Annotated in this window: 11 protein-coding genes and 2 pseudogenes; 4 read left to right on the forward strand and 9 right to left on the reverse strand. The window is 57.0% G+C overall.

The features are described 5' to 3' along the window. The first annotated feature begins 51 nt into the window (after positions 1-51). Positions 52-1,674 (forward strand): rhodanese-like domain-containing protein, encoded by a 1,623-nt coding sequence (locus DBV39_RS18415; protein ID WP_108622844.1) that lies wholly within the window; start codon positions 52-54, stop codon positions 1,672-1,674. A 147-nt stretch (positions 1,675-1,821) separates the two neighbouring features. Here the strand turns inward: DBV39_RS18415 and DBV39_RS18420 are convergent, their stop codons facing one another. The 7 genes and pseudogenes from DBV39_RS18420 to DBV39_RS18450 form a co-directional block, all read right to left on the reverse strand. After that, positions 1,822-2,601 carry a phosphatase PAP2 family protein gene (locus DBV39_RS18420; protein ID WP_108622845.1) on the reverse strand — a complete coding sequence of 260 codons (780 nt, stop codon included), beginning with the start codon at positions 2,599-2,601 and terminating at the stop codon, positions 1,822-1,824. Beyond that, positions 2,601-3,842, reverse strand: coding sequence for a glycosyltransferase family 9 protein (locus DBV39_RS18425; protein WP_108622846.1), 1,242 nt, complete (start codon positions 3,840-3,842; stop codon positions 2,601-2,603). Before DBV39_RS18425 ends, DBV39_RS18420 begins: the two co-directional genes overlap by 1 nt. Positions 3,843-3,872: 30 nt before the next feature. Then, positions 3,873-4,846, reverse strand: a pseudogene (locus tag DBV39_RS18430) (lysylphosphatidylglycerol synthase transmembrane domain-containing protein). Then, positions 4,846-6,342, reverse strand: coding sequence for a glycosyltransferase family 39 protein (locus DBV39_RS18435; RefSeq protein WP_108622847.1), 1,497 nt, complete (start codon positions 6,340-6,342; stop codon positions 4,846-4,848). The pseudogene DBV39_RS18430 and the gene DBV39_RS18435 overlap by 1 nt, the downstream one beginning before the upstream one ends. Positions 6,343-6,556: 214 nt before the next feature. Then, positions 6,557-7,479: pseudogene (locus DBV39_RS18440) on the reverse strand (1-phosphofructokinase family hexose kinase). Between the two features lie 58 nt (positions 7,480-7,537). Further along, on the reverse strand, positions 7,538-9,058 hold the full coding sequence (locus DBV39_RS18445; protein WP_108622849.1) for a tripartite tricarboxylate transporter permease: 1,521 nt from the start codon (positions 9,056-9,058) through the stop codon (positions 7,538-7,540). Between the two features lie 48 nt (positions 9,059-9,106). Further along, complete coding sequence (locus DBV39_RS18450; RefSeq protein ID WP_108622850.1) at positions 9,107-9,553, reverse strand: tripartite tricarboxylate transporter TctB family protein; 447 nt, start codon at positions 9,551-9,553, stop codon at positions 9,107-9,109. 994 nt (positions 9,554-10,547) lie between these two features. Between DBV39_RS18450 and DBV39_RS18460 the strand changes: the two genes are divergently transcribed. Continuing rightward, the gene (locus tag DBV39_RS18460; RefSeq protein WP_227870712.1) at positions 10,548-11,327 is read left to right on the forward strand and encodes an IclR family transcriptional regulator; all 780 of its coding nucleotides are present in this window, start codon (positions 10,548-10,550) and stop codon (positions 11,325-11,327) included. 3 nt (positions 11,328-11,330) lie between these two features. Here DBV39_RS18460 and DBV39_RS18465 read toward each other — a convergent pair whose 3' ends face one another. Together DBV39_RS18465 and DBV39_RS18475 are read right to left on the reverse strand one after the other, a co-directional pair. Then, entirely contained in the window at positions 11,331-12,008 is a 678-nt protein-coding gene (locus tag DBV39_RS18465) for an isochorismatase family protein (RefSeq protein WP_108622853.1), read from the reverse strand. A gap of 223 nt (positions 12,009-12,231) precedes the next feature. Then, on the reverse strand, positions 12,232-13,230 hold the full coding sequence (locus DBV39_RS18475) for a Bug family tripartite tricarboxylate transporter substrate binding protein (RefSeq protein ID WP_159079033.1): 999 nt from the start codon (positions 13,228-13,230) through the stop codon (positions 12,232-12,234). Between the two features lie 706 nt (positions 13,231-13,936). On the opposite strand from DBV39_RS18475, the gene DBV39_RS18480 reads away from it, so the two are divergent. Both DBV39_RS18480 and DBV39_RS18485 read left to right on the forward strand, forming a co-directional pair. After that, positions 13,937-16,024, forward strand: a complete 2,088-nt coding sequence (locus tag DBV39_RS18480; protein ID WP_108622856.1) for an acetate--CoA ligase family protein — start codon at positions 13,937-13,939, stop codon at positions 16,022-16,024. Positions 16,025-16,423: 399 nt separating this feature from the next. Beyond that, positions 16,424-18,226 (forward strand): L,D-transpeptidase family protein, encoded by a 1,803-nt coding sequence (locus tag DBV39_RS18485; RefSeq protein ID WP_159079034.1) that lies wholly within the window; start codon positions 16,424-16,426, stop codon positions 18,224-18,226. Positions 18,227-18,236: the final 10 nt, after the last annotated feature.

The following is an 18,236-nucleotide window of genomic DNA, read 5'->3' on the forward strand; positions in this document are numbered from 1 at the left end:
CTGGAGCGGTGAGTCTGAGCCAGTTGATGCAGTAATTAGCGGAGAATCAGAATGCAGATAGATGCGGTCGGGGCACCACCGGTCGGTCAGGTCCAGGCCCGTGCGCTCAAGCAGTGGCTCCATGACGGTCATGAAATCGCATTGCTTGACGTCAGGGAGGCCGGGCAGTTTGGTGAGGGACACCTGTTCCTGGCAATTCCGTTGCCCTATAGTCGTCTGGAGGTCGATGTTCAGCGACTGGTTCCCCGAAAGTCAGTTCGCGTGGTTCTGGTCGATGATGACGGAACAGGCGCGGCCAGGCTGTCTGCACAGAGGCTTGGCAGGCTGGGATATCTGAATATCTTCGTCTTGCAGGGTGGCCTGGTCGCCTGGAAAGATGCCGGACTGGAAGTCTTTGCGGGCGTGAATGTTCCGAGCAAAGCCTTCGGAGAACTGGCAGAGCATGTGTTTGAGACACCACATATCAGTGCCAGAGAGCTGAACCAGAAGCTTGCAAACAAGGAAAAGGTGATCGTGCTGGATGGTCGCCCCTTTGCTGAATACCAGAAGATGAGTATTCCCGAGGCGATTTGCTGCCCGAATGGGGAGTTGGCCCTGCGCATTGATGATCTGGTGGGCGATCCGGATGTGACCGTCGTTATGAACTGTGCAGGCAGGACGCGCAGCATTATCGGTGCTCAGACATTGATCAATCTGGGTATCTCGAATCAGGTTTACGCTTTAGAGAATGGCACCCAGGGCTGGTTCCTGGATGACCTTGAGCTCGAGCATGGTCAGACCCGGCGCTATGGAGACCTATCCGGGCAAGTCAGTCTGCGTTCGCGAGTTGAGCGTGCCAGGCGTCTGGCCGATCGCTTCGCAATTCCAGTCATTGATATTGCGAAATTAAAACTGTGGCAATCTGAACCGGACAGAACGACTTTTCTGTGTGATGTGCGCACACCGGAAGAAAGTCAGTCAAAGCCCTTGCCGGGAGCGCAACCTGCGCCCGGCGGTCAGTTGATTCAGGCAACTGATCAGTACGTTGGCGTGCGAGGCGCGAGGATCGTGCTGGTTGATGACGATGGCGTCCGTGCACCAGTTGTCGCGACCTGGCTACACATGCTTGGATGGGATGTTGCAGTTCTGGAGCCGAGTGACGTTGACAGGCTGGCAGAAGTTCAGGTGGACTTCGATCCGCAGCCAGGACTTTCTTGTGAGGAAATTCGTTCCAGCGAAGTCGCTCGGTTGATCGGTGAGGGTGTTTTACTGTTTGATGTCCGGTCAGGGATGCAGTTCAGAAAGGGGCATGTCGCCGGCGCTCGCTGGTTGATCAGGCCAAACGTTGGACGTTTGACAGAGTCCTTTGACAATGTTCCGGATCGAGTGATCTTGATGGCTGGTGAAAGACCGGTTGCCGGGCTTGTCGCGAACGACTTGCTAGAGGCAGGCGTTCAGAAGGTGTTTTGCTGCCTTGAAACCCCGGACCGCTGGGTTGAATCAGGGATGTCAGTTGTTGAGACTCCCGATGAGCCCTCAGATGCAGAGTGTATCGATTACCTCTTCTTTGTTCATGACCGGCATGACGGCAACAAACAGGCGGCAAGGCAGTATCTCGAATGGGAGATCAATTTGGTTGCCCAGATGGACGAGCAGGAAAAGGCCATGTACAGATTGGAGCAACTCAGACACTGAGAGGCGATGAGGCCGGGGTAGCGTATTCTTTCAGTCAAGTAGTCGCGCCAAGAGCCATCAGGACTCATCAGGACCTGTCAGGGACCCTGACAGGTCCTGATGAGTCCTGATGGTTTGTTGGCGTTTGTTTCTTTGCGTTTGTCTCGTCTAGCGCCTTCTGCCGAGGCTCGATGGCAGAAAATGAAACAGTGAGCCCGCAATCACCACCATACCAAGTGCCTGCAGCGGTCGGCTGATCGCTAGATCAAGTTGCGACGTGGCAAGGATGTAAAAGCAGATGGCACCCATTGCCGCTGCAAAGCGCATCACCCAGCTTTCCGGCGTAAACCAGTTGTCGGGCATCCGGTTAAACAGGACCACAGCGCCAATCCCGAAAAACAGACCGATTGAAGCGCCAGCATAGACATCCGCTGGCCAGTGGGCACCAACCGCCACACGGGCAACGCCGGCCAGAATGGCCACAGCAAACAGCCAGATGCCGCGCATTCGTGTTTCGGCAGGCAGGCTGAAATAGATGGCAGTTGCGACAGCAAAAACCGTCAGGGCGTGACCGGAAGGCATGGAAAGCGCTTCAAGCGCGTCACCCACAATTCTGAAGCTTTCCCGATCCAGTACGGCAGCCGGACGCGGGATGTCGAGCGTGACTTTGAAAAATCGTGCAAACAGCCCAGCAGTCAGGCCCGCAGCGGCCGCAGCCATGAGCGCACGGGGCATGAACAGAATGAGTGGAAACGCAAGAGAGAAGATGCCCCAGCCGTTACCCAGATAAACAAAAAACGCCCAGGTGCCGTCAGACCACCCAGTCGAGAACCGGTTCAGCGCGTAGAAGAGTTCCGTGTCTGCAATCGTGAGCCGGGAAAGCAGCCACAGGAGAAGCGGAAGCACTGGAAGCAGCCAGGCCTTCCATGAAACCGAAGATCGGTTCATTAAATATCCTTCAGATGGGTTTGAACGGCAGTCATGACCTGCTCAACCGTAATCGCGCGCATGCAGACGTTGTCTGTGCAGGCTGTCTTGCGGTGATTGGCCGCACTGACACAAGGTGAACAGGCTAGTTCTGCAGTGACTGCAATGGAGCGCCCGCCGAGTGCGCCATAGAGTGCAGGCGTTTCAGGGCCGAACAGCACCACGGTTTTAAGCGGTGTGACAGCAGCAAAGTGACCCGGACCAGAGTCATTGGTGACCATGACATCCGAGACACTGTAAAGCGCCGGAAGTTCGGCAAACGTGACCTGTCCTGCGAAGTTGAGCGCCCTGGGTGTCTTGCTCATCAGCCTGACATCGTCGGCATAGTCAAACTCGGCTGGAGACCCGGTGATGAGGATCAAGGCGTCTGGCCAGCGCTCTGCCAGCCGGTCGATCAGTTCAGCAAACAGGTACTTGGGCCAGCGTCGCTGGACGAGGAGCTCACTTGCATTCGGATTGACCAGCAATAAAGGGGTCTTGCCAGCTAAAAATGACTGATTGTTCTGTTGTGCCCAGCCGGTGATCTTTTGCTGCATCTGAAGTTTCTCGTCTTCTGAAACTTCAGCCTGGGCCAGTTCTGTGCTCTGGCCAGCGATGTGTACCTTGCTAAACGGAACCTCAACGGTTTCACTGAAGGTGGCATGGACTAGCGACACGAAATTCTTGGCGATGTGGATGTGCGGGTTGTAGTGGACCTTGCGGGTGAGCATGTCCCCACGCCAGAGGCCTTCGCCATGAAAGATGTGATAGCCGACCCTGCGCTGGGCGCCACTGAGTCCGGTCAGCAGCGCTGTGAATCGTGAGAACAACTCGAGATCAATGACGGTGTCGATCTGAAGCCGTCTGGCTGCCGCGAGAAATTTCAGTGTGTCGCGGGCAAGTGTGTACAGACTGCTGGCATCAATGGTCAGGATGTTGGCCTTCGGGACTGTTTTCAGAAGGCTAAGGCTCTGTGCATTACTCTTGAAGATAAGGAAGTAGATCTGCACACCCTTGTCCATCGCCAGACGCATGGCCGGATCGACCAGTATTGCACTGCCCATCTCCGAGAGTTCGATGAACAGTACCCGTCTGGGGCGAGCAGTCTTTCGCCGGGACGCACGAAGTCGGTCGGCCAGTTTGATAAGGGGCGTAGCAAGGGCGCACAGCGGTATACCCGCCATGCGATCAACCTTGCGCATGGTGTCAACACTTAAGCTCATAGTCGGCGCATTATAGGCGGGGAGAAGGCGTCAGTGCGATGGATTTGTAACCGAAGTTACAGAGGGTGGACGATTGCGGACCAGGAACCAGGCTGCTGGCAGGTAGCACAAGGCTACGATCAGCCCGTAGCTGATGGATGCCAGCACGGTCGTCGAAGCAGGAACATCCCAGAGCAGCAATACCGCAGAGAGGGTGGTCTCGCGCAGTCCCCACCCAGAGATACTGATGGGCAGCATCATCAGTAAAGTCAAGGCAGGCATGCCGATCATGATGGCTTCAAACGGAACCGTTGCACCGTAGGCTTTGAGGCATGCGGCAAAGCAGCCAAGCGTCAGCAAGTGGATGGACAACCCCGTCAGGATCTGCCCGATGTTGCCAGGCCAGGCAAATACGCTGCGGATGGCAGGTTCACCATGCGGAAGTCTGAGTAACTTGAGCAGTTTGAGCAAAAGCGCTTGCACCATAGCGGTCCTGAACAGCGCACCCACCAGAAGCAGGGCTGAAACGATCGCCAGTCCGAGAGCCCATCCAGCTGATGGTGCCCATGGCGTGAGATACAGGCCCCCTAGTATCAGCCCCAGGGTGCCTAGCATGACATTGCTCAGTAATCCGATGCCTCGATCGAGCACCACACACAATGTTCCATATCGAAGCGCAGGTCCCTCGCCAATCCTTTGATGACGGGCAGACTGCACGGCACGATAGGTGTCACCGCCCAGCGTGGAGGGCAGTCCCTGATTGATCAGTCCCCCGCGAAATACACCACAACGTAACGCCGCCATGATTGCAACAGGCCACTGTGCCGGCCGATCCAGCCCCAGCGTAGTCCGGCCACCGTATTGGAGACCAGAATGAGGCCGAACGCGATGATGAGCCATATAGGCGACAGTTGCTGGCCTGAGTCCAGCAGCGCTCGCCAGTCTATCGGTTCGAACGCAAACCACAACAGCATCACAGAGAAGCCGAGTCTGATTGCAAACCAGATGCGTGATTTCCAGCCCATCAACTCTCCTGCCAGTTCCTGCAAAGCAGAAAATCAAAACTTGAAACCACTCGCCCGAAACGCTCGGCATTGAAATGTCCGACAAGGTCGCATTGCTCGAACCGAGTCTCGCCGACAGGCGGATCATAAGGTGCCTGTGACCAGTTCACGAAGATCGTGTCCTGGCCTGCCTTGAAGTCACCGAACCAGATATCAAACTGATCAAATCGCTCGTCGAGCACCACAACGGGCAGGGGGCGTGAGTACCAGGCAAGACGGCTGGCCAGGGTCCAGTTGCCCACGCTCAGTGTATCGATCTGGTGCTCAAGGGAGAGGTCTTTTGCGATCTCGCCCGCCTTGTCCCAGCCCCAGAGGTCAGCCAGCGGGTTTTTCTGGTTCAAGGGATGATCAGGACTGGTGAACGGGATGCCGATAAAAAACAGTGCGGCAAATGCAATCGTGCACATGGCCGCCTGAACCCGGGCGAGCCAGACTAGCAGCTTCCTGCGGCCCAGGTTCCAGTGTGCGCTGACCGGGTTGGCGCCGATGACGATGGCGACCAGCCAGGCTGGTGCCATCCAGTGGGGCAGCGTTCTGCCGCCACCCGACATGTAAGCCGTTACCGCGAACGGAATCAGAAAAAAGAGCCACAGTCCTATAATCAGCCGATCGGGGTGTGCTCTTAGAAACCGGATGGTACCGACTACACAGGCAATCACCAGGGGGCCAAACGCAACAATCTGCAGCCCGACAAATGCCAAGAGCCGGTACGCGCGCCAATGGCCACCACTGCTATGGGCGACCTGGTACTGAAACGAGATCCAGTCATGGGTGGCGTTCCAGTAAAAGACCGGGCTGACCAGAACTACTGCAATCAGCATTGCAACCCACGGGCCTTTGCGTGTCAGCACTCGCAGTCCCACGTTTATCCAGAGCATGCCTGCAACAGCCAGCGCAAACAGTATCGCTGTGTACTTGCTCAGCCCTGCCAGTCCCAGCAAGACACCAAGCCAGATCCAGCTTCCCGTGCTGGCGCCCTGATCGTGGCAAATTCGCAATGTGACGAGCATCAGGCCGAGAACCAGTGCCATCACGAGTGTGTCTGGCAGCAGGCCCACAGCCAGAACGTGGAGCACGGGTGCGAGCAATATCATCAACACCGCCCAGCGACCCGGCTCGCCCGGTTCACTGGCCATCTTCCAGGCGGCGACAGACTCGCGTAGCGCTTCTGCCAGCCGCCAGGCGAGCACTACGCTCACGAGCCAGAGCACCTGGGGAATGAGTCTGAGGGCCCAGTCGGGTGCATTCAAGGCGACCAGAGGCCACTGAACCCAGCCGACCATGGGAGGATGGTCAAAATAACTCAGAGCCAGGTGATGCCCGTAGAGTGCATAGTGCGCTTCATCAACAGACAGTGTCAGCAATCCGGCGAATCCGGCATGGATCACCAGACCGAGCACAATAAGTGCAAGAGTCTGGTGCCTGGGATCAGCGTTAGCAGAAAAAGGACGAAACACAGCGATGTCCGGACGTTGAATTGATGAGCTCAGGCTGACGCGGTCCTGCAGATCCTCGAAATAGCAGTGATGACCGATGTGCCTGAGACGATGCCCGGAAAGTATAGCCTTCCTGAGCCGCGAGTGACTCCAGTGGGAAGAGGCGGTGCGCAGGGCAGGACTGGGCGCAGTGCAGCCGGTATGATGGGCGCGACAGAAACAACCGTGGAGCTTGCTAGAGCGGTCTGATTTTTACACGCGCAGCCTGTTCAAGAATCTGTCTGGCGTCAAATTGGAGCTTGCCTTGAGTCTGCAGGGCAGCCGCGGCTGCTGCGGTGGCCACGCTGGCACATTCGGCCAGATCTGCCTCATGAGCGAGCGCCCAGACAAACCCCCCCACAAAACTGTCACCGGCCCCGACCGTGCTGGTGACGTTGACAGGCAGGGGATCCACGTGCACCCAGTTTGAGCCCTGGCCGACCAGCGCCCCTTGCTGCCCAGAGAAACGGCAAGGGTGTCGATATGGTTCTGCCGCTGGAGTTGTCTGCCTGCGCGTAGACACGAATCGAGGTCAGTAAGTGACTGACCCGTGATCTGTTCTAGCTCCTCCCGGCTGGGTTTGATCAGGTCGAGTTCGCATGTCAGTGCGTCCTTGAGTGCCTGCCCGGAGGTGTCGACGGCGATCCGGACCGAATTGTTCCCCTTGTGCCGTACCCGGTCGATGACCTGCTTGTAGAAGGTCGACGGCACGCCGGGTGGCAAGCTGCCACTGAGCACCAGCCAGTGCATGGATTGCGCCGCTTCGACGATCTGGGTCAGGCATCCCTGCCATTCGTTTTCTGACAAGCTAGGTCCGGGCAGAATGAAACGGAACTCCTGCGCAGTTGATGTTTCGTATACCGTAAAGCACTGCCTGCTTTCGCCGGCGATGTGCATGGCCAGACAATCAATACCGTCGTCTTTGAGACGGCGCTCGATTTCGTTGCCGCGCCAGCCACCTGCGGTGAACGCCGCTGTGCTGCGCGCGCCCAGAGAATAGGCGACCTGGGCCACATTGATGCCCCCGCCGCCGACCTGTTCGGCTTCGGAGTCGCAGCGAAGCTTCTCATGATTGACAAGACGCTCGACGCGGGTGGCCACGTCGAGCGTCGGGTTCATGGTGACGGTCAGTATCCTGACCGTCCGGGCTGGCTTGTCAAAGAATGCCAAGTGGGTGTTAAGCCTCTGCGCGTTCGCGCTCCAGTGTCTTACGCTGTGCCATTTTACGGATGGCGCTGATCAGGGACCAACCCAGAATTGCAGCCGAGATAATCAGCAACCACATGCTGATCGGGCGGTCGATGAATGTGGCAAGATCCCCGCGAGACAGCAGTAGTGCTCGCCGCATGTTCTCTTCCATCAATGGCCCGAGAATGAAGCCAAGCAGCAGCGGCGCGGGCTCAAATCGCAGGATCAGCAAACCGTATCCTACTATACCGATCAAGGCGACCAGGTAGATGTCGAATACGTTGTTGTGAACACTGTAAACACCCATCATGATGAACACCAGAATCGCCGGGTAGAGCAGACGGTACGGAATGTTCAGCAACGACACCCACAAGCCGATCAGTGGAATGTTCAGTATGACCAGCAGGAAGTTACCGATCAGGAAGCTGATGATCAGCCCCCAGAAGAGATCAGGCTGCTCGGCCATCAGCATCGGACCAGGCTGAATGCCGTGAATGATCAGCGCGCCGAGCATCATTGCCATCGTCGCGCTGCCCGGGATGCCGAGAGTCAGTGTCGGGATGAACGCAGTCTGGGCAGCCGCGTTGTTGGCGGCTTCCGGTGCGGCGATACCCTGGATGGCACCTTTACCGAAGATGGAAGGATCCTTGGCGACTTTCTTCTCAACAGCGTAAGAGACGAAAGAAGCGATGGCTGCACCGGTACCAGGCAAGGCACCGAAAAAGCCCCCAAGGCCTGCACCACGCACGATCGGCATGGCGCTGTCCTTGAAGTCCTTCTTTTTCGGCATCATGGTCCGCATGGTGATCTTCTCTGTGATCTTGGATCCACGCGAGACGGTGATGCTACTCACGATCTCGGAAATCCCGAACAGACCCATGGCGAGCGCGACCAGGCTGATGCCGTCCATCATCTCCGGGATGTTGAAATCAAAACGCGGAATGCCGGAGTTGATGTCCGTGCCGACCGTGCCTAGCAGCAAACCCAGGACCACCATTGCCAGACCTTTGGCTGGTGAGCCAGAGGTGAGGGTGGAAGCAGCAATCAGGCCCAGAACCATGAGCGAGAAATACTCAGCCGGACCGAAGCTCAGTCCGATCTCCACGATCGCGGGTGAGAACAGGATCATGGCAACCACGCCAGTGATACCACCGGCAAGGGATGCAATTGTGGTCATGAAAAGCGCCACGCCGGCACGTCCCTGCTTGGCCATGGGGTGGCCGTCCAGACACGTGACCGCGTTGGCGGCCGTGCCGGGCAGGTTCAGCAGAATCGAGGCAGTGGAGCCCCCATACTCCGCTCCGTAATACACGCCCGCCAGCATCACGATCGCTGCAGTGGGTTCAATGTGGTACGTGATTGGCAGCAACAGGGAAATCGCCGCCAGGGGTCCGATACCTGGAAGTACACCGACCACCGTTCCGAGGAACACCCCGAAAAAGCAGAACATCAGGATTTCCGGACGTATTGCTGAATAAAAACCTACGATAAGGCTATCTAAAAGTTCCATTTGTTTCTACCGTCATCAAGCTGGAAAAAGGTGGGTATGTATCTGGTGTCAGTACGACCATGGCCAGACGGGGATCACCATTCCCAATCCGTAGGAGAAGATGAGGTAAGTAATAACGGAAACGACAATTGCGAGGATGATCCTGGATTTCCAGTTCATGTCCACGCCAGGCATGCTGGTCAGGATGATCATGAGGGCTGACGTCAACACAAGACCAAGCAGGTTCAGCAAGGCTGCGAACATGACGATGCCGGCCGTTACCCAGATCAGGCTGTTCCAGTGAACCACGATCCTGGTGCCGGGACGAAACAGTGCCGGGACTGTGATGAACACGCCCAGTATGGCCAGCGCGATCCCCAGCATCACCGGAAAAAAGCCCGGTCCCATTCTCTGCAGGGTTCCTATGTCATAGCGCTGTGCGTATACCGCGGCAAACACGCCCGCGGCGATCATCACCAGCCCGCCTAATATGTCTCGTAAATCTCTGTTGCTCATGATTTCCCCGAATATTGCCAGTGTTGTCTGGCTGTTTGTTTATTGCTGCGGCAATGATGGATCAGGGATCCTCGGCCATAGAGGCTCGACTGTCTCCATCATGTTCCCGGACGTGTCCTTTCTGTTGCAGTTCTGGTTCCTGCGTTATGGATCTTTGGTCCGGCTTCCTCATCCGAACGCTGACAGACCATTTTTGGTGGTGTCAGGTCAGACTTGACGAATTGACCTGGTGCTCAACTGCTGTCGATACGCTGCAAGGCACCAATAAAGTCAGTTCTGGAAACTTGAACAGTGTAGAGTTCAATGTCACGTTGTCCAGTCAGGGTTTGTCCGGATAAAGTCACAAGTTCCAGTTTGAGCCAAGTTTGACGCATGAACTATGTGACTTGGCGTAGTCTGTTGCAAGATGTTTCAAACGTGTGTCAGCGAGTGCAGTCGGATTCTGAAAACGAGGGCTCGCATCGCTTGATTACAAAGCTGGTTCAGAGGAACGGCCATCAGGTGAAGGGATGTTGGGCGACTGTTTAAGTCGCTGAGCTATTGAAAGAATTCCTCTGGAGTCAGAGCAAAGTGCCGGTGCCGTCGATCTCGCTCTGCTTTGATATGCAGATTGGCACGACCGCAAGTCAGGTTCTTCGGGTTTGAATCCGGAGCGTCATCAGACGGCTGCAAGGCAGAGCACGAATCAGGGCGGCTATGGTGTTTGCGGTGTTGGTGTACGCAATGGTTTCCTTTCGATAATTTCATGCAATATCGAGAATTTTTCTCGAATTGTTGTTTGATAGCCACAACCGGATAGTTACAACAACTACAACAGCAATCACCCCGCGCCACCTCGCAACCACGTTTTCAGGTGGCGTACTCAGGGAGTTCTTTTTTTTTGCCTGGCAAGCGGTGCGCGACGCTTCATCAGTATGAAGGTGAGACTTGTGGCAAAATTCCACACACTGGAACTATTTTCCAGATAGTCATTGTTTTGTCGTGGATACCCATCTTGAGTTACCAACGTTCAATGCCCAGTCAGGCTACAGACAACCGGTCGCTGGTGCGGGGGCTTGAGATCCTTCGTGCGTTTCGTCCAGGAATCGACGTACTGACCAACAGCGAGCTCGCCGAGAGAACCAGGCTGCCTCGCTCGACGGTGAGTCGTTTGACTGGAACGCTGGTGCGCGCCGGATTCCTGCAACACGATGCACGACACGGAGGCTACCGTCTGCACGCGACTGTGCTCGGTCTGGCCCATGCGATGCGTAGTGGATCCTACATCCTGAATCATGCCCTCGATGCCATGCAGAATGCAGGCAAGCAGTTGCGTGTCAACGTTGGGCTGGCGATTCCGGATCAGGATGACATGATTTATCTCGACACATTGCGATTTGGCCCGAATGCCTCTTTGCGCAAGGTGGTATCAGGGCAGCGCGTGCCGATCGCCCTGACGTCGCTTGGCCGGGCATATATCAGTACCTTGCGAGGTCAGGAACGTCGAATCCTGATGAAGCAGTTAAAAGAACGGCACGAGCGCGACTGGGCGGAAATCCGTCCAGACATTGACCGCTGTATTGCGGAAGTTCACGAGTCCGGTTGCTGCATAGCCAGTTGGCAACCTCAGGTCATTGCGATCTCGGCCCCGCTGGTGTTCAGTAACGATCCCACGCATGTGCTCAATATGAGCCTGTTCACGCAAAGAAGTATCGAGGCAGTTCGGGCGGATCTGGCTCCCGAACTGCTCAGGTTACGCGACATCATCGTTGCGACGGTCGAGCAGGCCGGTTGATCCTCATTTGCCGTAGGTGTCCTGAAGCAGAGGGATGAGTTCGTCCAGGCTCTGCACGTCACAGACTTTCATGTCCAGATCAAAGAGGTTGGCTTTGTGGGCCTGCAGGCTGCGATCATCGCAGGCGTCTTCGACGACGATCGTGCGAAAGTTGTGCGAGAACGCGTCAACCGCACTGGCCCTGACGCACCCGGAGGTGGTCACCCCGCAGATGATCACAGTATCCACGTCGTCATAACGCAGGAATGATTCGAGGGGGGTCGCAAAAAATGACGACGGCTTGCCTTTCTGGACAATTCTGTCTTCCGGTCGTGGGCCGTAGGAGGGTGGCCACTGGTCTGCAACCGGATCGCTGACGTACTGAAACGCGTCGGGTTCGCTCAGTTTGAAGTTCCAGCTTCCTCTGTAGACAGGGTGGCTGCGATCACCGCGGCGACTGTAGTAAATCGGCAGCTCCAGATCGCGAAACACCTGGGTGAGGCGCTCAAGTGCGGCGATCAGCCGACTCATCTCCCTGCCGCACATGGCGTACTTCGGATCGACGAACATGTAGGTGGTGTCAATGTTCAGTAATGCCGCTTTTCTGCCAAGTGCGATGCGCCGGCCAAACCCCGCTTTGCGGTAGGTTTCAAGTTCTTCATCGGACACGTATCCGCGCCACTTTTCAAGTTTGTCTGTCATGGTGAACGTATTCCAGTCGGTGATAGGAGAATGATCTCAGGTGGCCCAGCCAGATTGCAGGCGGTCACCCTGGTGCGCAAGGCGCCATCAACGAGTCGGCAAGGGACAAGGACGGATCAGTGCGAGTCAAAAAAAACCGCCTGGTGCAACCCAGGCGGTTTGACTGGTCCCTCTGACCGGATGGTTGCCCAGGCAGTCGTGATGGCCCAGATTCTCAGGTGAATCAGTTCACCCGAACGTTGGCTGCGTCAGCCACTTCCTTCCAGGTTGCCATCTCTTTCTCGACGAATGCCTTGAATTCGGCGGGCGAGTTGCCGCCTGCCTCTGCCGCACGCTTCTCGAACTGCGCAATGACTTCGGGGTCTTGCAGCACAGCAGCTGTTTCAGCAGCGAGCTTGTCGATAATGGCTTGCGGCGTTCCCTTCGGAACCATGATGCCGTTCCATGACGCAACGTTGAAATCTGCGATACCGGCTTCAGCCATGGTCGGAACGTCAGGCAGGTTCTTCAGACGATTAGGTGCTGCGACTGCCAGTGCCTTGACCGAGCCCGCCTGAATCTGCGGGAGTGCTGCTGTGGCCGTTTTGAAGCCACCCATAACAACACCGGAGAGCACATCGTTCATGGCCGGACTGGCACCCTTGTAAGGAACGTGGAGGTAGTCCACGCCAGTACGAAGCTTGAGCAGTTCGGCTGCCATGTGTGGCGAGCCACCTGCTCCAGATGATGCGAGCGTTAACTTGCCAGGATTGGCCTTGGCCCATTCGATCAGTTCACCGACCGTGTTGGCAGGTACGTCCTTGTTCACGACCAGGATGCTGGGCGAAGTCATGGTCAGTGTCACGAAATCGAAATCTTCCAGTGTCTGGTAGGGAATCGTCGAGTACACAGCCGGGTTGATCGCTTGCGCAATCGTACCCAGCAGCATGGTGTAGCCATCAGGCTTGGCACGGGCTGCCTCGGCGGTCCCGATGTTGGAGCCACCACCAGGCTTGTTGTCGATCACGATCGGCTGTCCCAGACGATCCTGAAGTTTGGATCCGATAAGGCGACCCACGATGTCAGTTGCACCACCGGGGCTATAGGCTACGATCATCCGGATGGGCTTGTCCGGATAACTGTCGGCTGACTGGGCTGATGCGCTCAGCGGGATCATGGAAGTTGCTGCTGCGATTGCCGCTGCCGCCAGCGTACGGCTGCTCTTTTTGAGAAATTGACTCATATAGGTCTCCAGATTAGAGCTTGGTATCGGCTCTCGAGGCGCCGACTGGTTATTGTGTGAACAGAGCATCACCTGCATGTCTCAGGGAGCGGAGCGTATCCGTCCGGGCTGATCACAAAGCCGATGATGATGCTTTGTTCCATTTACGATAGCATCTGGCGTGCTCCTCGCAAACTAAGGACTCCCCGGGTGCAAGGTCAAGTGGGTGTCAAAAGGGTGGGGCGCGCTTGCGCAGGTCTGCCGCATGTTTAAAATGGGGGCAAACCAAATCAGAACGCCAGGTTGTTGCGAGAGGCTACGTCTGAACCAGACGCCCGTCTGGTTGCGGCGCAGCTTCCGGGGGACGACAACGTTGTCTGGATCATTCTTTCATTGCAGATTCTGTGTCGGATCACCTGCACTGAGCGTTGTACAGGCTTCTGACAGCCTGATGCCTGTACGTGACGTCCGCGCGTGAAGTCTTCTCATGCCTTCTGTGCAATGTCTTTTGTGCAGTGTTCATGCCAGGCCTTTGCACCGTTTGTGTGTGCGTGATCAGGCACAGAGCGCATGTCAGTCGCAGCTGTCAGGATGAGTGCAGTCCGAACGCAGCTTGAGTGTGGAATGCTCGCGCGAGTAGTACGTTGACCCAACCGGTGTGACCATCCGTCCCTTTCTGACCCGGGACCCCGTATTTTTCGACTCAACCACTTGAACAGAGAAGCCCATGGACCAACCGCAGAATTCAGTCACTCTCGCCCACGCATTGTTTCACCCAGGCGCAGTTGCGCTGATCGGTGCGTCTGGCAACCCAAAGAAGAACACCGCTCGCCCGATGCGCTTCATGCGCAAGCACGGGTGCGAGGTGCAACTCTACCCGGTCAACAAAACCCAGACCGAGGTGATGGGCGAAGTGGCGTACCCGTCTGTGGATGCACTGCCTGGTCCGATTGATCACGCGTTCGTGATGGTGAGTCATGAACACGTCTTCGACCAGGTCAGGGCTTGCGCCAAGGCCGGCGCGAAAGTTGTGACCGTGTACTCGGATGGCTTTGGCGAGATTGGCGAAGAGGGTATGGCCAGGCAGCACGAGCTGGTGGCGATGGCTAGAGAGCTCGGTGTGCGCATCGTGGGGCCCAACAGCATTGGTCTGGCCAACCTTGATAGCGGGATGATCCTGTCAGTCAACGCCGTGTTTGAGGCCGACTCATTGATACCCGGACCGCTCAGTCTGGTATCCCAGAGCGGATCAATGATGGGTTCTTTGCTCGCACGGGCAGCCGCACGAGGTTTCGGATTCAGCAAATCGATTTCCGTTGGCAACGAGAGCGACATCACGGTCGGCGAGGTTGTCGATGTGCTGGTTGATGATGCCGCAACCCGCTGCATTCTGCTGTTTCTGGAGACGATACGTGATGCGCCCTTGCTCGCACGTGCACTCGAGCGGGCCAGACAGGCGGGCAAGCCAGTGATTGCCTACAAGCTGGGTCGCTCGGAGCAGGGTGATGCGCTGGCGCAGTCGCATACTGGCGCTCTGGCAGGCAATGACGAGGCAGTTGACGTGTTTCTGAAGGCGCATGGCGTGATGCGAGTCCATCATCTGGAAACGTTGTTCGAGGTTGCACCGCTGGCAATGCAGTATGAGCGTCCCGCACCGGTAAAGGGTCGGGCACGCCGTGTGGCAGTGATCACTACCACGGGTGGCGGCGCGGCGACAGTTGTCGACAATCTTGGTCTGTACGGGATCGAGGCGGTCGCCCCGACAGCCGAGTTTGTGGAACACATGGCAGGCAGAGGGCTGGCGATTCGCCAGACGCCAGTGATTGATCTGACGCTCGCGGGAACTAGTGAACAGTACAAGGATCTGCTTGAACAGTTGCTGGTGTCTGACTGGTGTGATGGTGTATTGAGTGTGGTTGGCTCGTCTGCGCAGTTCCATCCCGAACTCGCCGTCAAGCCCCTGATCTTGTCTGACAAGCCACGCAACAAGCCGCTTGCAGTGTTCCTTGCGCCTGACGCGACAGAGTCCTTGCAGCTCCTGCAGCAAGCAGGCATTGCTGCATTCCGTACACCAGAAGCCTGCGCAGATGCTTTCGCAGTATTTCTGGAGGGAGCAGGACCGGCACCCGAGGCGGTTCAAGCGCCGATCTGGCCTGATACCCTCCCGACCCAGGGCAATCTCACGGAGTACCAGTCTAGTCAGGTGTTTGCCGGGCTTGGTGTGTCGGTGGCTAGCAGCACACTGGTGCAACCTGACAATCTCGCCCACAACATCGCTTATCCGGTCGTGGTGAAGATTTCGTCGCCTGATCTGCCGCACAAGACAGAGGCTGGCGGTGTGCAGGTCAATATCCGGAGCGATGAAGAGCTCAGGCAGGCGGCACACGAGATCATGCGCAATGTCAAAGCCTACAAGCCTGAAGCGCAGATCGACGGGCTGCTGGTTCAATCCATGTCGCCAAAACTGCTGGAATTGATTCTGGGTTACAGGCGCGACCCACTGGTCGGTGCAACCGTGCTGCTGGGCGCAGGCGGTATCACAGCCGAGCTCAATCCGGATGTGGCGCTCAGACTGGCGCCTGTGAGTCTGGAGCAGGCCTGGGAGATGATCGAGCAAGTCAAGGCGACCCAGCTGGTGCGCGGCTACCGTGGCCTGCCCAAAGGCGATTGCGAGGCACTGGCCAGATCCATCGTCGCATTTTCAAGACTTGCTGCGCTTGAAACGCCGCAGGTACTGGAAGCTGAAATCAATCCCTTGTTTGTGACCGCAGAGGGTGTGACAGCGGTTGACGGGTTGATTGTGCTCGGCGATTGATGGTCGCAGTGTGGGATGGGGGGGCCGGGGTCCAGGTTCCTCCTTTTGGAGTGCGGACGTGGATTGATCTGGTTCAAGTCACGCGTTGACAACGATGCCTGCAACGATAATCAGGAAGAATTTCAACTGGATACCGTGTTATCTTCGAAGTCACCGATTTTCTGGATTTTCTGAATCGAGCGAGTGGTTACACGGGCAGCAGGGATTCTGTTGTTCTATGGACCACATCGCACCGGTTCCAGGAGGGGATATGCGCCCTGTGCAGAGCGGGTCCGGCCACTTGCTGCATCTTTGCCCACCAGTACCACCTTTGCGACCTTTGCCAGAAGTGAAGCCCGTGCTCAGGTTCACGATCGCGCCAGCGATCCAGAAAATCTTCCAACCAATTCGGAAGGTAGAATGCCAAGCGCTTCAGATATGTCCTCAGCGATCGACTTAACTGTCAGCACTCCACGTGTAGGCGACCTGTACCCCTCTGGATTCGAGAAGTCCGCCTGTTCTCCGGTTCTGCCAGCATCCCTTCGGTCTCCTGAGTCCTGTAATCCCCGTCAGATATGTCGAGCCGGTCTATTCAAGACCTGGTTGTGCGCGCTGACGATCGTGCTGACACAGGCAAGCCTGGTTCTGACGGCTCCCGCGCAGGCGCAGACAGCGGTGCAACCAGCAATGCAGCCATCTTTGCAGCCCATCACACCTGTTCTGTCGCCAGATGCGATGGTTCCTCAGACCGCGCTCTGGTTCGACGGGTCGGTGCCAAAGCCCCAGGTCGAGCAAGCGCTTGAGGTCATGCGGCGAGCTGATCTGGATGGACTTCGCGTTCAGGACTACCGCCCCGACCTGCTTCAGGCAGAGATTCTGGCGCTGACACAGACCCCATCCGGGCAGGTCGATCCGGCGCGGGTCGCCGAACTCGACGCGATGCTCACGGCGGCCATGGAGCGATTCCTGTCCGATCTGGTTCTGGGGCGAGTTAGCCCGAAAGACGTGCACCAGGATTTTGATGACGCACCTGCTCACGAGTTTGATGCATCAGCCTACTTGCGTCAGGCACTTGCCCAAGGGGATCTGACGAATGCAGTCGCGCAGGCTGCACCAAAGTTTCCGCTTTATCCCCTTCTCAAGCAGTGGCTGGCACGTTACCGGCAGATCCAGGGGGATCCCGCCTGGGAAGGTGACCTGGCCTTGCCGGCGGGTGGCAAGCTTGAGGCCGGTCAGACCTATCCTGACGCGCAGAGAATGCGTGGCCGTCTGAAGCTGCTCGGTGATTATGTGGTCATGCCGGGCGTGCAGGAGCCGCAAGATGCTGTCTACGATGCAGATCTTAAGCGTGCTGTCCGCTCGTTTCAGGAGCGACATGGCCTGACGGTCGATGGCGTTGTCGGTAAACAGACGATCGAGGCCCTGAATGTGAAACCGGCTGACCGGATCCGTCAGATCGAGTTGTCTATGGAGCGTGTTCGATGGACACCATTGCAGCATGCTGACCGGTTGCTGGTGGTCAATATCCCGGGCTTCATGCTGTATGGATACGAGACTGATGGCCTGGGCAATATCGATGTTCAACTCGAGATGCGGGTGGTCATTGGGCGGGCCCTGAACCATCGCACACCCTTGTTTGACGAATCGATGCGGTATATCGAGTTCAGTCCGTACTGGAACATCCCGCCATCGATTGCACGCAGCGAGACGATTCCTGCGATCAAGCGAGATCCGGGCTATTTTTCTCGCCAGCAGCTTGAGTTTGTTGATGGTGCCGGGAATGTTTTTCAAGAGGTCACGCCCCAGCGACTTGATGCGGTGCGGGCAGGCCAGCTTCGGATCCGGCAACGCCCAGGGCCGAGGAATGCGTTGGGCGATGTCAAGTTTGTGTTCCCCAACAACATGAACATATTCATGCATCACACTCCGGCGACTCAACTCTTCTCCAGAAGCCGGCGAGATTTCAGTCATGGTTGCATCCGCGTCGAAGCGCCTGTCGATCTGGCCCGGTTTGTGCTGGCCAACGATCCGGCCTGGGACGAGAACCGGATCCGCCAGGCGATGGGGCTGGGCCGCTCGAACACGACCCGCTTGCAGCAGCCGGTGCCAGTGGTGATTGCCTACAGCACGGTTATGGCTCGCGATAACGGGAAAATCTACTTTTATTCAGATATTTATGGGCATGACGAGCGTCTCGGGCTGGCGCTTGAGCAGCGTCTGTAAATCAGCACGG

It is taken from the genome of Orrella marina, from assembly GCF_003058465.1.
Lineage (GTDB): Bacteria > Pseudomonadota > Gammaproteobacteria > Burkholderiales > Burkholderiaceae_B > Algicoccus > Algicoccus marinus.